Genomic DNA, 15,106 nt, shown 5'->3' with positions numbered 1-15,106 from the left:
CCAGACATTTACCTGGCACGGGGCATCGTTTGATTTTTTCAACGATGTCGTCGCTACCGAAAATCCCGCGTCTTCACCTTAATGCGGTCTATGTGCTCATAGGAATCGACGATTTCGCGCGTTTTCGGCATGCCGCGCGGATCGATGCCCCATCCGCCATGATGGGCCTCGTCACCGCGGCCGTGTGGCAATGGAAATGGCGTGTCGCGGTTTCCGACGCTGGCGAGTTCGGCCGAAAGATCGGTCAACTCGTGCGCGACGAGATGCACCACCTCCCCTTCCCGCTGGATGCGGCCGCGCACACTGAGCATGGCCGACGAGAGAAGGACGCGACGGAATTTCTCGAAGATTTTGACCCAGACGACGACGTTGGCGGCGCCGGTCTCATCCTCCATCGTGAGGAACATGACGCCTTTGGCCGAGCCCGGCCGCTGCCGGACCAGCACCAGGCCGGCGGCCTCGAGCCACCGTTTGTCCCGCGCCTGCATGGCCTCCTCACAGGTCACGATGCGACGCCGGCGTAGATCGGCACGCAGAAACGACACCGGATGGCTGCGCAAGGTCAGCCCGACATGGCCATAATCCTCGACAACCTCGCGGCCGGCCGTCATCGGCTTGAGCGTGATAGCGGGCTCGTGGATCTCCGTCACCGTTTTGTGTTCACGGGACGTGGCGGCCGCGAACAGGGGCAAAGGTTCATCGCGTAGCGCCTTGATCGCCCAGAGCGCATCGCGGCGGGCAAGGTTCAGATCCGGCAGAAATGCGTCGGCCTCGGCGAGCTGGACAAGTGAAGCCGCTGGCACGCCGGCGCGGCGCCAGAGATCGTCGACCGAGAGGAAGGGTTCGACGGCCCGCGCCGCGACGATTGCGGCCGCGTCATCATTGGCGAGACCCTTCACCATGCGCAGGCCGAGCCGGACAGCGAAGCGATCTTCGACGTCGGTCGGCTCAAGCGTGCAATCCCAGCGGCTGGCATTGACGCAGACCGGTCGCACCTCGACGCCATGATCGCGAGCATCACGCACGATCTGGGCCGGCAGATAAAAACCCATCGGTTGCGAATTCAGAAGCGCGGCGCAGAAGACATCCGGATGCCAGCATTTCATCCAGGAGGACGCGTAGGCGATCAAGGCGAAGGAGGCGGCATGGCTTTCGGGAAAGCCGTAGCTGCCAAAGCCTTCGAGTTGGGAGAAGGTCTTTTCGGCAAACTCCGGGGTATAGCCGTTGTTGATCATGCCATTGATCAGTTTGTCGCGGAACTTCGAGACGCCACCGGTGTGCTTGAAGGTGGCCATGGCGCGCCGCAGCTGGTCGGCCTCGCCGGCCGAAAAGCCAGCGCAGATCATGGAGACCTGCATTGCCTGCTCCTGAAACAGCGGCACGCCCAGCGTCTTGCCCAGCACGCGCTCGAGCTCCGGTGTCGGAAACGTCACCGCCTCCGTGCCATCGCGCCGGCGAAGGTAGGGATGGACCATGTCGCCCTGGATCGGGCCGGGACGGACGATCGCGACCTCGATGACCAGGTCGTAGAAGGTGCGCGGCTTGATGCGCGGAAGCATCGACATCTGCGCGCGGGATTCGATCTGGAAAACGCCGAGCGTATCGGCCTTCCTGATCATCGCGTAGGTGCGCGGATCCTCCGACGGGATCGTCGCCAGGTCGAGGGCGATGCCCTTGTGCTCGGACAGGAGATCGAATGACTTCTTCATGCAGGTGAGCATGCCCAGGGCCAAGACATCCACCTTCATGAATTTGAGGGCGTCGATATCGTCCTTGTCCCATTCCACGACCTGGCGATCCTTCATCGTCGCCGGTTCGATCGGCACGAGATCGTCGAGGCGATCATGCGTCAGGACGAAGCCGCCCGGATGCTGCGAGAGGTGGCGCGGCGTGCCGGCAAGTTGCGCGGCGAGTTCGAGGGTCAGGCGCAGCCGGCGATCGCCGAGATTGAGGTTGAGCTCGCCGGCGCGCTGCTCATCGACCGCCTCACCGTGGCCCCAGACCTGCGAGGACAGAAGTTTGGTCATGTCTTCGGGCAGGCCGAGCGCCTTGCCGACATCACGGACGGCGCCCTTGGTGCGATAACGGATGACGGTGGAGCAAAGCGCGGCATGTTCGCGGCCGTAGGTCTCGTAGACCCACTGCATGACGATCTCGCGCCGTTCGTGCTCGAAATCGACATCGATGTCGGGCGGCTCGCGCCGCTCCTCGGAGACGAAACGCTCGAACAGAAGGTTGTTGCGTTCGGGATCGATGGAGGTGATGCCCAGCACATAGCAGACGGCGGAATTGGCGGCCGAGCCGCGGCCCTGGCAAAGGATGTTCTGGCTGCGCGCGAAGCGGACGATCGAGTTCACGGTGAGAAAGTACGGCGCGTATCTGAGCGTCTCGATCAGCCGCAGCTCGTGTTTCAAGATCTCGACCACCTTGTCAGGCACGCCCTCGGGATAGCGGCTGTCAGCACCTTCCCAGGTCAGTTTTTCCAGCGCCTGCTGGGAGGTGAGACCCGGCATGGTCTTCTCCTCCGGGTATTGGTAGGCGAGCTCGTCGAGCGAGAACCGGCAGCGGTCGGCGATTTCGATCGTGCGCGCCAAGGCCTCGGGATAATTGCTGAAGAGCCGCGCCATTTCGTCGCCAGGTTTGAGGTAGCGATCAGCATGACGTTCGCGCCGGAAGCCGGCACCATCGATGGCGACGTTGTGACGAATGCAGGTGACGACATCCTGCATCATGCGGCGGGCTGGCTCGTGGAAAAGCACGTCATTGGTGACGACGGTGGGCACGTGCATCGCCGTCGCAAGATTTGCCAGCTCGTGAAGCCTGAGCTGGTCGTTCGGACGCCTGCGCAAGGTGAGCGCCAGATAGGCGCGATCACCGAAGATCTCGCGCAGCCGCCGCAAACGAACGGCACAAAGGTCATCGGCTTCGTCCGGCACCAGGACAGCAATCAGACCTTCGCCATAGGCGACGACATCATCCCATTCGAGATGGCATTTTGCCTTCCCGGCCCTGCCCTTGCCGAGCGACAGCAGGCGGCAAAGGCGCGAATAGGCCGGTCGGTCCGTAGGGTAGACCAGGATCGACATGCCGTCGGCCAGTTCAAGACGGCAGCCGACGATTAGCCGAACGCCTGTCGTCTTGGCCGCTTCATGGGCGCGCACGATGCCGGCAAGCGAATTGCGGTCGACGATAGCCAGCGCTTCGATGCCGAGCAGTGCCGCCTGGGCGAACAGCTCTTCGCAGCTACTCGCCCCACGCAGGAAACTGAAATGCGAGGTGACCTGCAGCTCGGCATATCGGGCCGCGCCAGTCATCCGAAGATCCCATGCATGAACCATTTATGCGATCCGGTCGCGGCATCCTCGCCGTCGCCGGCGCGGTAGACCCAGTAGCGCTCGCCGTTCTCGTCCTCGACCCGGAAATAGTCCCTCACCGCCGCGAGCTCGGCGTCGCGCTTCCACCATTCCCCGAAGACGCGTTCCGGACCATCCGCACGCTTCACGCGTCGGCGGACGCCGCGCCAAGTGAAAGTCACGGGTGGATGGTCGGGAAGAAGTGCCACCGTCTCGATCGGCTCGGGTCGTGGCAACAGCCGAGTTGGGCGCGGCCAATGGCCGGGCCAGCCCTCGCCGGTATCAGGCGCCATTGGGGCAATGCGTTGAACCGAACGTTCGGGAACGTCGCTCTGCACCGGGGCAAAGCGATAGAGCCGGTCCTCACCGACACGGTTGGCGAGGATGTCGATCACATCCGACACATCGGGTTCGGGCGCCTCGGCGAGCGAGGAAATCATCTGTTTGGCCCGCAGCGGCTCGGCAACGGTCGCGGCAAGCCGCATCAGCTCGATGCCGAACCCTGGATCGATCGTTTCTATTTTGTCGGTGAGAAGCCGGGTCAAGCGCTTCGTGTCACGCACCGGCGATGCTGTGCCGACACGGATCGCCTCGATGCGATTGTCGACGCGGAAGAACAGAAGATCGAGCCGGCGTGCGCCAAGTCCTCGCGTCTCGAGTGAGGCGCATAGTTCAGCGACCAGCTTGCCGGTATAGCGCGCGATTGTTTGTGCCGCGCCGATCGGCTCGGCAAAATTGCGGCGCACTTCGACAATTTCCTGCGGCCGGATCGGCTCGATCGGTTCGCTCACGCGTCCGAACGCCTGGTCGAGGCGGCGGCCGGCCTCCGGCCCAAAACGCAAGGCGAGCGCCGCACGCGGGGTGCCGGTGAGATCCGCAATTGTCTCGAAGCCGAGCCGCCTCAGACTATCGATCGTCGCGGCGGGAAAGCGAAGGGCAGCGATCGGCAAAGGCAGGATCGCCTGGGCAATTTCGCCGGACGGTACCACAAGCGTCTGCCGTGTACCGAAGCGGGCCAATGCGTGGGCTGCGCCCCAGCTATCGGCGACCGCGCAGCGCGCGGTAAAGCCGGACGCGGCAAGTCGCTCCACCATATCGGTGAGCATTGCCGCCTCGCCGCCATGCAGATGGTCGGCGCCGGTCGTGTCGATCACAATGCCGTCCGGCGCATCGGCAGCGACGATCGGCGCGTAGCGGCGCAGCGCCCACAGCGCCAATCGCTCGAGCGCCATCTCATCTGCTTCGGGCTCGGCATCATGAACGACAAGACCCGGAACGAGCGCCTGCGCCTTACTCGCCGGCATGCCGATGCGCAGGCCGGCTGCGTGCGCTGCCGCATCAGCGGCAAGTACCACACGGCGACGTCCGTCGCGGCCGATCAAAACGAGCGGCGTCTCAGGCGGAGGCGCGGCGTCGCCCGATTTCCTTCTGAAGCGGTCTGTCGGCCACATCGGAAGGAAGAGCGATACGACCCTTGGCATCGCAAGCCTCCACTGTAAAATCTGCGCTCTCTCCTGCACGGCATCGGATCAGTTCAAGCTGCCAGCGCGCACGCCCGACTCCCTGAACAGGCAGTGGTGTCGACGGCAGGACCGACACCCGCCAGCGGGTTTCGGCGGCTGTCGGCTGGCCAAAATCGGTTGCCTCCGTCTGTCGCCGCCAGCGGCGAATGGCGATGCCGGTGGCGCCGGAGTTTTCGGCGGCAAGCTGAAGCCGCCGTGAGGCCGTCATCGAAAGCCGTGCAATCTCGGCAACGACAGCGCCAAAACCGCCACGAAGACCCTCTTCGAAACAGGCGAGAACGGATTTTTCGTCGCCGGCTTCGACATAGATTACCCGTCCCGGAGGAAGGCCGGCCTGTTCGATCGCAGGCGCGAACAGATCGGGCCGGGTAACGCACCACAGCACCTTGCCTGCCGTGCGGGCGGCAATTCCCGCGGCGAACAGCGCCGCGGCCGCACCGTCGACAGCGCCATTGCCGCCGCCCGCGACCTCGTGCAGACCGCCAAAAGTCAACCCGCCTCCCGGCAGAACCCTGTCGATCGCGGCCACTCCGAACGGCAAAACCATTCGGGCGCGCGCCTTTCCGCCTTCGAGGCGCGCGATGCGTTCTCGAAGGTCGGAAATGGCAGCAGGGGGCGCCGATACACGCATCTGACCCTTGAAACGCGGAAAGCCGTGATATGTTCTACATTTGTTCTCGTCTTGGTTAAGAGTCAACCGGAATGACGTCATGCCCCTGCGGAAGGAGGGCATTCGGATAGTCTAAAGTGCCGGGCCATATCCTTTAATGCGAAAATGCGAGTTCCATGTTTGGTTGGGCGCCACGAGTGGCCGAAACTTGTAGCTTATTTCGGACATGCCCATAGTTGAGCCCCATACCGATCTTCGCTCGCGCCTGCTTGCCCGCATCGAGTCCAAACCCGCGAGGTCTGGACCCCCGGCGACTTCGCCGAGCACGGCGCGCGCGCCGCCGTGGAGCCAGCAAGCCCATTTCGCATAGTTCGGTGAGCTTACTCGTTTAAATAAGCAGAAGCTAATACAAGTAAATCCGCTGTGACGTCACCAACACAGACTTGCCTTTCCTTGCTAGGATTAGTTTTTTGGTAGTCGATCCGAATATAAGCCTGTTGCGAGGCCGTACCCTTTCGTGCTGCGTTTACCCGATCGGAATCAGGGTCGACGCTGCGAGGCGCATTTGGCTCTGTTGGGGGAATTTCATATGAGCACGGCTGCCGGCGGCGAAACGATCGAAGATCGGGGCGGCACAATGACCAAGCTGTTGGCGGGCGTCGGCCTGACAGCGCTGGCGATCGGCGCTTCACTGACCTCGGCCTCCGCTCAGCAATGGACTGGAACGACGAGCAACAACTGGACGGTGGGCAGCAACTGGTCGGGCGGCGTAGCCCCCTCAGGCGGCTCCGTCGTGATCAACACGACATCGCCTAACCCGACAGTGCTTGGCGTGAGTGGCCCAGCAATTGGTGTGACGAGCTCCCTGTACGTTGGCGATAGCGGGTCGGGCAGTCTGACGATCCAGAACGGCAGCACGCTTACAAGCGCGTCAGCCCCGCGGATCGGAAATCAAGCCAGCGGCACCGGAACCGTCACCGTCACCGGGGCTGGATCGCTATGGACGATAAGCAGCGGGAATTTTGGTGTCGGCTATCAAGGAAACGGTACGCTGAACGTTGTGAATGGAGGCAAAGTCGTCGCCAGCACCACGATCTTAGGCGTGGGTGTCACCTCTTCCGGCACGCTCAACATCAGCGGCGGCATGTTGGACACGGCCGTTCTGCGGAACGGCTTCGGCGCGGCGCAGGCCAATTTTGACAATGGCATTCTCAAGGCAAGAGCGAACAATGCGACCTTCATCAATGGATTCTCGGGCACTGAACTTAGCGTACTGGCTGGCGGGCTGACCGTCGATACCGCCGGCTTCACCGTGGGGACCGACGCTACCTCTGGGTTTACTGGCGCCGGTGGCCTGACCGTAACAGGCGGCGGCATTTTCAACCTTCTAGCCAACAGCCCTTATTCCGGCGAGACCTGGATCCAGGCCGGCAGCACACTCTCGCTTCAGGGAGCCGGCGCCGTTGCCGATTCAAGCCGAGTGCTCGCGGACGGAACGTTCGATATCGCGGCCATTACCCCGACAGGCACCAGCATTCAGAGCCTCGCCGGCAGCGGCGCCGTCACTCTGGGCGCCAAGACGCTTACGATCACCGACACCAACGATAGTTTTTCCGGCATCATCTCCGGCAGCGGTGGACTGGCACTCAACGGCGGCACCATGATCCTGGGCGGCGCCAACACCTATTCCGGCGCAACCACGGTCAGTGGCGGCAAGCTTGTCGTCGAGGGCGCGCTCGGCAACACCCAGACGACCGTCAACAGCGGCGGCACATTGGGCGGCTCCGGCTCGATTGCCGGCGCGGTCATTATCGCCGATGGCGGCGTGCTGGCGCCGGGCTCCAGCCCTGGCACGCTGACGGTGGGATCGCTCAGCCTGAGCTCGGGCTCGACCCTTGACTATGAGCTCGGCCAAGCCGGCATTGTCGGCGGCGGCGTCAACGATCTGATCGTGGTGACCGGCAACCTGACTCTGGACGGCAGCCTCGACATCACCGATGTCGGCGGCTTCGGCCCCGGCGTCTATCGGCTGATCAATTATGGCGGCTCGCTGACCGACAATGGTCTTGAGTTCGGCAATCTGCCGGTCAACGTCACGGCGGCCGACCTGTCGGTGCAGACCTCCGTCGCCAACCAGGTCAATCTTATCAGCAGCGTCGGCAACGACCTGTTGTTCTGGGACGGCGACGCGGCCGGCAATGCCAACAATGATCTGGTCGACGGCGGCAATGGCACCTGGACGGCGACGAGCCCGAACTGGACCACGAGCACCGGCCTAGTCAACGGAGCCATGAAGCCGCAGCCCGGCTTTGCCATCTTCCAGACACTTGGCGGTACCGTCATCGCCGGCGATGGCGCCGGCGCGCTGGCGGTCACCGGCATGCAGTTCGCCGCCGACGGCTACCGCATCGAAGGCGACGCCACAACGCTGGCCGGCGCCGGTGGCGAGAGCATCATCCGGGTCGGCGACGGCTCCCCGGCCGGGGCGGGCTATACCGCGACCATCGCCTCGGTGCTGACCGGGGCGAGCAGCCTCACCAAGACCGATGCCGGCACGCTGGTGCTTTCCGGCGCCAACACCTACACGGGCGGCACGACCGTCTCGGGCGGCGTGCTCTCGGTTTCGGCCGACAACAATCTCGGCGCTGCCGCCGGCGGCCTGACGCTCGCCGGCGGCACGCTGCGCAACACCGCCGTCTTCTTCTCGGCGCGCGACATCACGCTCGCGGCGGCCGGCGGCACCTTCGACACCGCGGCCGACCTCATTTTGTCCGGCGCGATCTCGGGCGCCGGCAGCCTTGCCAAGACCGGCGCCGGCACGTTGACCCTCACCGGAACGAACAGCTATGGCGGCAACACGCTGGTGGACGCCGGCACGCTGGTAGGCAACGCGGCTTCGATCCGCGGCGACATCGGCAATGCCGGCACTGTCGTGTTCGACCAGACGGCGGACGCCAGCTTTGCCGGCGATATCTCCGGCACCGGCACAATGGTGAAGGACGGCGCCGGCACGTTGACGCTTGCAGGCACCTCGCTGCTCGATTGGACCATCGACCAGGGTGGCCTCGTCTCGGCGGCCGAGCGCTTCGGCGGCGATGTCTCGATCGGCGCGGGCGGCTCCTTCACCTTCGACCAGACGGCCAATGCCAGCTATGCCGGCGTGCTCTCGGGCGCCGGCACTTTCGTCAAGGATGGCCAGAGCATTCTGGTGCTCGCCTCGGACAACTCGGCATTTACCGGCGCCACGTCGGTCAGCGGCGGCACGCTCGCCGCGGGCGCGGCCAAGGCATTCAGTTCCTCCTCGCAGTTCTCCGTCGCCTCTGGCGCCACGCTTGACCTTGCCGGCACCTCCCAGACGCTTGCCGGGTTGACCAACGCCGGAACGGTGCGCATCGCCGGCGGAGGTCTCGGCAATACGCTGACCATCAGCGGCGATTATGTCGGCAATGGCGGCACCATCGTCCTCAACACCGCGCTCGGTGCCGACGGTTCGGTGACCGACATGCTCGTTGTCGCAGGCGGCACATCGGGGACGGGTACGCTCCAGGTCGCCAATTTCGGCGGCGCGGGAGACCAAACGCTCGAAGGCATCAAGATCGTCGATGTCGGCGGCGTCTCGAACGGAACCTTCGCGCTCAAGGGCAACTACACCTTCGAAGGCGATGCGGCGGTCGTCGGCGGCGCCTATGCCTACAGGCTCTACCAGGGCGGCACGAGCACGCCCACCGACGGCGACTGGTATTTGCGCTCCGCGCTGATCGATGGTGGCGGACCCGGAACTCCGCTCTATCAGGCCGGCGCGCCACTCTACGAGGCCTATGCCGGTACATTGCAGAGCTTCAACCAACTGAGCACATTGCAGCAGCGGCTCGGCAACCGCTCATGGACCATCGAAGCGCAAGGCGCCGACGGGGTCTCCGATGATGTGAAGGCGGAGGCCGGCATAGGGTTGTGGGGCAGGATCGAAGGCACCAGCGGCTCCTACGATCCGCAAAGCTCCACCACCGCAACGACTTACGACACCTCGACCTGGAGGCTGCAGACCGGCGCCGACATGCTTTTGTCCGACAGCGCGGCCGGTCGGCTCATCGGCGGCGTTGCCTTCCAGTATGGCACGGTGTCCGCCGATGTGTCGTCGGTGTTCGGCAGCGGGTCGATCGATACGACCGGCACCGGCGTTTCCGGCTCGCTGACCTGGTACGGCGCGGAGGGCTTCTACCTCGACGGCCAGGCACAGGTGATCTGGTACGACAGCAATCTCGACTCGGCGACCGCCGGACAGCGGCTCGCCGACGGCAACAACGGCGTCGGCTACGCGCTCGGCGTCGAAGCGGGCAGGCGCATCATGCTCGACCCGAGCTGGTCGCTGACGCCACAAGCTCAGTTGGCCTGGTCCTCCGTCGACCTAGACGCCTTCACCGACGCGTTCGGCGCAAGGGTTGCTCCCGGCTCCAACGACAGCCTGCTCGGCCGCCTCGGCCTCTCGCTCGACCACCAGACGCAGTGGCAGGACCGCACGGGCCGCGCCGGCCGCAGGAACCTCTACGGCATCGCCAACCTTTATTACGACTTCGGCGATGGCTCGTCGGTCGACCTCGCCGGCAGCAGCCTTTCGAGCCGCAACGAGCAGCTCTGGGGCGGCCTGGGCATCGGCGGCACCATCAACTGGGCCGACGACAGGTTCTCGGTGTTTGGCGAAGCCGTCGCCCGAACGGGCCTGGAAGACTTCGGTGATAGTCACGCGCTGACCGGCTCGCTGGGCTTCCGCGTCAAGTGGTGAGCTAAGCCCGCTGCTGGTACTTACAAGCAGCGACGTCCCGCTCTTGAACAGCAGCCGTGGCTGTTCACACACATTCCGTCCAGCGTCGCCCTGATGCTGGCGGCGCTTGCGCCGAGGCTCCTCTGGCGCGCCGAGTGCTGATCAGATCGACTTGAGGTACTCGATCAGATCACTCTTTTCCTGGTCGGTCAGATCAAGGCCGAGATGGCCGTCATAGTGCTCGACAACGTCGTGGAGGGTGGCAAACCGGCCGTCGTGGTAAAACCCTCCCTTGTGGATTTTTTCCATGTTCCAAAGTGCCCGTAATGATGCGGTCCGGTAGCGCTCGTCCGGGGATCGCATCGCCTGGAAGTCGTCGATGCCGATCTCGTCGGCCGTATGCAGGTTCCAGCCCGGTTCGGTAAAGAGCGGCGGGACGTGGCAAGTCGCACATTTCGCTTTGTCATTGAAGAGCGCCTCTCCCTTCTGCGCCGCAGCGCTGTCGAAGACGCTCTCGGGCGGTTTGGGGGTTGGCAGCGAGAGCTGATAGAAGTGAAGTGCCGGCAGCTTGGCGGTGATCCGGTCTTCCTTGTCCTGCTTGTGGCCCTGCTTCGTTCTGGCTGCGACGGGATATTTCTCAGCGTCATCAAGACGCGGATCGTAAAACACGCCCTTCCCGTGCATCTCGAGGTTGCCGACGTAAGCGTTCCAGTAGCTCACTGTGCCCCACGCTCCGGTCCACGTGTGATTGTTCACGCCGGCCAATCCGAATGCGGGCGGATTGAGCGTGGCGGACGTCTTGCCGTCCGGGCGGAAAGCCTTGCCGTCGAGGTTCAGTTCGGCATCGAATTTGCCGGGCCCCCAGGCCTTCACCGCTTTTTTCACGTCCGCTTCGGGTATTTGCAGCATCTCGGTGAGCGCCGTGAGATCAGGCGCCAGGGCAACGATCGCCCCGATGTTGAGGTCGCGGTTGGGCCAGCCATCGAGTCTTTGCCCGATACCAGGCGCGTAAGCGTCATCAACGGTCGAATGGCACACCGCGCACTGGATACCCACCGACGTCAGCGTCTTTCCGTCCTCGGCGAAGAATCCGGTCACCCCGACCACGGCATTGGCCTTGAGCAGTAGAAGCGTGCTTGCCGGATCGGCGAGATCAACCTCGCCCTTGTTGAGCGCCTCGGCCACATCTTTGGGGATAGCGTTCACGTCGACCTTTAAGCCGAGTTCGAGGGCCTTCTGTGGGCTCAGGCCCGGCCCGATGCCACCCAGCTTCTCACCTGCGATCGCCTCGTGGAGTTTAAGTTTGCCGCCCCAAAATTCCTCGCTGCCGAACGTGTCGAAGCGGAATGTCTCGCGGCCCTCTTCCAGATATCGCTTGGCCTGCTCGGCGGCAGCGTTGTCGAAATCCTTCCCGCTTATTTTTCCTTTAGCGCTCATTTGAGCGGCGGCGGGAATCAAAGTTGAAGAGAGCAGAAGGGCGAAAATTATCTCTGTACCGTTGAAACGCAAAGGCATGACACGTCCCTCCTCAAGACATCGGCAGTCTTTGGCTTCGCGGCCTGAATTCCACGCAAAGCGGAGTGCAGCCGAATTACATTCGAACCTTCTAAATCAACAAAGGTTCCCGTTATCCCGCCGGTAGTCGAAAAGCATCTCGACGGGTTCGCCGAACCGCAGCCTAGTCACCGACTGATTGACCGCCGTGGCAGAGGGTGGACCGGCATGCCCGCACCACCGCGCATCTGTCGTCGGTGTGCGACGACTACTTTTCGGAACTGATCAAATTGCGCAGCGAGGAACTGGCGCGGCTTGATTATCAAAGCCAATCGACCGCCATCGAGCGTATCGAGTCAATCCGGGAGGCCGAGAGCATCGCATGCGACTTCCGGCGCCTCGACGGGTTTCTGTTTCCGGCCTCGGGAAAACACGAATCCGACCTCGGGCGCGAACTGAACGCCGGTCTGAAAATCGGTGTCGCGGTCGAAAAAACATGGGCCTACCATTTGCGTGCTTCTCGGATGCGCTGGCCCGCTGACCAGGCGACTTTCCACCCCGCTCAAGCATCTCCGCGGGCTGGCGGTCGGCATCCGCGCGCGCGGCGGTATCCTGTACCCGTTCTCCGGCCACACTGTCTTATTCGGCTGCTTCCAATAGGCTGACGAAGACATGGCTCCGCCAACCGCGGCGGGAGGCTCGCCGATACGCAAGCCAGCCGACCAATTGCTTTTGCAACCAGAATGCTGCCAAGCCTGATGCGAGACCGATCGAAATGGCCGCTGCCGCGCCGGAAGGCTGCTGCGTGCCCAGGTCGAGTTGCGGAAGCAGCCAGTCGGGGATTACGCGGTGAAAAAGATAGATGTGATAGCTGGCGGCAGAGACCGGCAGGATGAGGCGCGCCGCCCAACCGGGCAATGTAATGCGTGGAATGAAAAGCAGGACGTAGACCGCGCCGAGCACCAGCATGAACTTGACCCAGGAACCTGTCCAATTGCCGCCCGACCAGGCCAGCACCAGGCACAGAATAGTGGTGACGGAAAAGAACGCCTTCCGTTTCGGCGGCGTGTCGAGGAAGTACAGGCACCAGCCTAGGATGGCCAAATAAAGGATGTCAGGCAGTGTGAATATCTGCGGCCCGCCGATGTACCAGACGAGTGGCGTGAGGAACTTGGCTGCTACAGCAATTGCCAGCACGAAAATGCCAGAAGCGAGCGGCATTGCATGTGCGATGCAACGCGCCTGCGGAATGGAAAACAGGATCACCAATAAAAGAATGGTCTGCGCATACGCCTCAACGAACCAGTAGAGATACGGCACCATGTGCGGCGGTGCGGCAAAGCCGAGATTGCCACTCAGAAAGACCGAAGACCATAGAACCTCGCCACGCGCCAGGGAGAAACCCGCGACGATGGGCGCATAGAGTGCAAGGTTGGCTGCCAGCGGCCGCAACACCGCTAGACCATCACCGGCGAACAGCCTCTGGCGCTGAAAGCGAGCCAGGCTGAACCCGACCAACATCACGAGTGTGGCGGCTCCGCCCGGAATGGGCCAGAGCGTTGCGTGATGGATAACAACCAGCAGGATCGCGGCAGCACGCAGGACCAGTTGACTGTCGATGGACCGATTATGGTTCTTGGGTTCGGCTGTTGGGGCAAGGTCGCCAAGGGGCATGGTTTCCCATCCCTCCGGCAGGCTCCCGAGTTCACGTTCCAGGGTCAGCGAGAGCTGCACATAGAGCAGCGAGTCGCCGCCGAGCTTTTCGAAAGTGTCGCTGGGACCAACTTGACGCGGATAGAACGCATTCCTGAAGGCGTCCAGGACATTCGTGGCCATCTGCTGGCGCGGAGCTCGCAGGCGAGCCTGGAGTGAAGCATAGTCGATCTTCCCCGAGGCGAGTTTCCGCAACGACGTCGCCCTGCCGACTTCGAGGTGCGGCCTTGGCAGTCCGCTTGCAGCCATCATGACCTGGAGCACCTCGTCGTCGTCGACATTGGCTGTCGTCACCATCGCCAGAATGCGCTCATCGTCTCCGACGACTGCTGCGGCGATCCCAGCTTTCTCAAGCGCCGTTTCGATCGCGTCGTGGCTCAGGCGTAGGCCCGCGATCTTCGACATCCGCTTGCGGCGACCGACTATCGAATAGAACCCGCGATCATCACGCTTTGCGATGTCGCCTGTACGCAAATCCGCGACTTCGTGTGCCGTTGCCAGATCCGTCCGTCGATGGGCATAGCCCATCATCACATTGGGACCGTTGTAGATGAGTTCGCCCGGCTCGCCATTTTGTTCGATTGGCCGGCCGTCTTCATCAGCCAACCAGAGTTTGCCGCCCGGGATGGCAATGCCGATGCTGCCCAGATTGCCCTCGAGCTCGCCGGGGGGAACATAGGCGATGCGAGCGGTTGCCTCGGTCTGCCCATACATCATGAAGAAGCAGCCAGAGTTGTCCGCGAGATGGCGCCGAAAGGTCTCGGCCAGAGCTTGTTGCATGCGTCCGCCGGCCACCGTCATGAAACGCAACTCAGGCAAGTCGTGCCTTCGGAAGCCGGCGTGGTCCATCATTTCGAAGGAATAGGGAACGCCACTGATATTGGTACAGCGCGCTTCGCGCATCTCTTGAGCGAAGGCGGCGTGGAAGGCACCGTGTTTCGGGAAATAGGTGCTGGCACCTGCCTCTAGATGAGAGTTCAGGACCGAGAGGCCGTAAGAATAGTGGAATGGCAGGATAAGCGCCGCCCGATCCCGATGGCCGAGTTCCAGATAGCTGACAATGGCCCCCGCATTGGCCTCGATTGCGGCGGCTGACAGGCGAACATACCGGCTCTTGCCGGTGCTGCCGGAGGTACCGAGCAGCACGGCGAGATCGGGATGCGGTGCGCCATTGGACTCCCCGGCTTCCGTGCGGCAGCGCCAGCGGGCGTCTACGCGTCTGCAGATGATTTCAGGCGAATAGTCGGCGACGAAGTCCTCCAGAGCCGACGCGTCGCAGGGCGGGATCAATGCGACGGCGTGCTTGCCGTGCATAGCTGCCAGATAAGAGATGACCGCGTGTTCCGTCGGCTCGGCTGCTACCGCGACTAGCTTTTTCTCCGGTCCGAACTCGGCTGCCAACGCTGTGACACGCCGCGCAAGATCGCGGTAGGTGATCGGCGTGCGTCCGGGAAAGATCAGCGCCGGACGATCGCCGTGTTCTTCCAAGCGCCGGGTTAACTCCATCCCCCTGATCTCCGTCAATTTGAAGAGGCCTATTGCACCCATCAGTGCAGTCGGGGACGGCGGCTATCACGTTTGTTGAGTGACTGCATCAACTTTTACCGGTTGTTGGCGCGCGACGGAGGGCGAGACTACGATGTCCAGCGTTGTC

7 protein-coding genes are annotated in these 15,106 nt (G+C 63.2%); 2 read left to right on the top strand and 5 right to left on the bottom strand.

The window, feature by feature from the left end; translation table 11 throughout:
* Positions 1–53: 53 nt before the first annotated feature.
* From NKH19_RS26170 to NKH19_RS26160, 3 genes are read right to left on the bottom strand one after another with little or no spacing between them, the layout of a single operon-like run.
* Entirely contained in the window at positions 54–3,314 is a 3,261-nt protein-coding gene (locus NKH19_RS26170; protein WP_352983052.1) for an error-prone DNA polymerase, read from the bottom strand.
* On the bottom strand, positions 3,311–4,834 hold the full coding sequence (locus NKH19_RS26165) for a Y-family DNA polymerase (protein ID WP_352983050.1): 1,524 nt from the start codon (positions 4,832–4,834) through the stop codon (positions 3,311–3,313). Before NKH19_RS26165 ends, NKH19_RS26170 begins: the two co-directional genes overlap by 4 nt.
* Positions 4,749–5,507 carry an ImuA family protein gene (locus NKH19_RS26160; RefSeq protein WP_352873097.1) on the bottom strand — a complete coding sequence of 253 codons (759 nt, stop codon included), beginning with the start codon at positions 5,505–5,507 and terminating at the stop codon, positions 4,749–4,751. Before NKH19_RS26160 ends, NKH19_RS26165 begins: the two co-directional genes overlap by 86 nt.
* A gap of 568 nt (positions 5,508–6,075) precedes the next feature.
* On the opposite strand from NKH19_RS26160, the gene NKH19_RS26155 reads away from it, so the two are divergent.
* Positions 6,076–10,266, top strand: a complete 4,191-nt coding sequence (locus NKH19_RS26155) for an autotransporter outer membrane beta-barrel domain-containing protein (protein ID WP_352983048.1) — start codon at positions 6,076–6,078, stop codon at positions 10,264–10,266.
* 141 nt (positions 10,267–10,407) lie between these two features.
* Here NKH19_RS26155 and NKH19_RS26150 read toward each other — a convergent pair whose 3' ends face one another.
* On the bottom strand, positions 10,408–11,760 hold the full coding sequence (locus tag NKH19_RS26150) for a hypothetical protein (protein WP_352873594.1): 1,353 nt from the start codon (positions 11,758–11,760) through the stop codon (positions 10,408–10,410).
* Positions 11,761–11,957: 197 nt separating this feature from the next.
* Here NKH19_RS26150 and NKH19_RS26145 point away from each other — a divergent pair, with 197 nt between their 5' ends.
* Positions 11,958–12,404, top strand: coding sequence for a hypothetical protein (locus NKH19_RS26145; RefSeq protein WP_502911037.1), 447 nt, complete (start codon positions 11,958–11,960; stop codon positions 12,402–12,404).
* Here the strand turns inward: NKH19_RS26145 and NKH19_RS26140 are convergent.
* Positions 12,379–14,958 carry an AMP-binding protein gene (locus NKH19_RS26140; RefSeq protein WP_352983046.1) on the bottom strand — a complete coding sequence of 860 codons (2,580 nt, stop codon included), beginning with the start codon at positions 14,956–14,958 and terminating at the stop codon, positions 12,379–12,381. The two genes, NKH19_RS26145 and NKH19_RS26140, sit on opposite strands and share 26 nt — an antisense overlap.
* Positions 14,959–15,106 lie beyond the last annotated feature (148 nt).

Origin of the sequence: Mesorhizobium sp. M1338 (genome assembly GCF_040318045.1) — a bacterium.
GTDB lineage: Bacteria > Pseudomonadota > Alphaproteobacteria > Rhizobiales > Rhizobiaceae > Mesorhizobium.
The sequence above is the reverse complement of the archived record's forward strand: the minus strand, read 5'-3'. Positions and strand labels throughout refer to the sequence as shown.

Coding starts and splice junctions, on each gene's coding strand:
- NKH19_RS26170 (WP_352983052.1), bottom strand. CDS start 3,314: ATGACTGGCGCGGCCCGATATGCCGAGCTGCAGGTCACCTCGCATTTC.
- NKH19_RS26165 (WP_352983050.1), bottom strand. CDS start 4,834: ATGCCAAGGGTCGTATCGCTCTTCCTTCCGATGTGGCCGACAGACCGC.
- NKH19_RS26160 (WP_352873097.1), bottom strand. CDS start 5,507: ATGCGTGTATCGGCGCCCCCTGCTGCCATTTCCGACCTTCGAGAACGC.
- NKH19_RS26155 (WP_352983048.1), top strand. CDS start 6,076: ATGAGCACGGCTGCCGGCGGCGAAACGATCGAAGATCGGGGCGGCACA.
- NKH19_RS26150 (WP_352873594.1), bottom strand. CDS start 11,760: ATGCCTTTGCGTTTCAACGGTACAGAGATAATTTTCGCCCTTCTGCTC.
- NKH19_RS26140 (WP_352983046.1), bottom strand. CDS start 14,958: ATGGAGTTAACCCGGCGCTTGGAAGAACACGGCGATCGTCCGGCGCTG.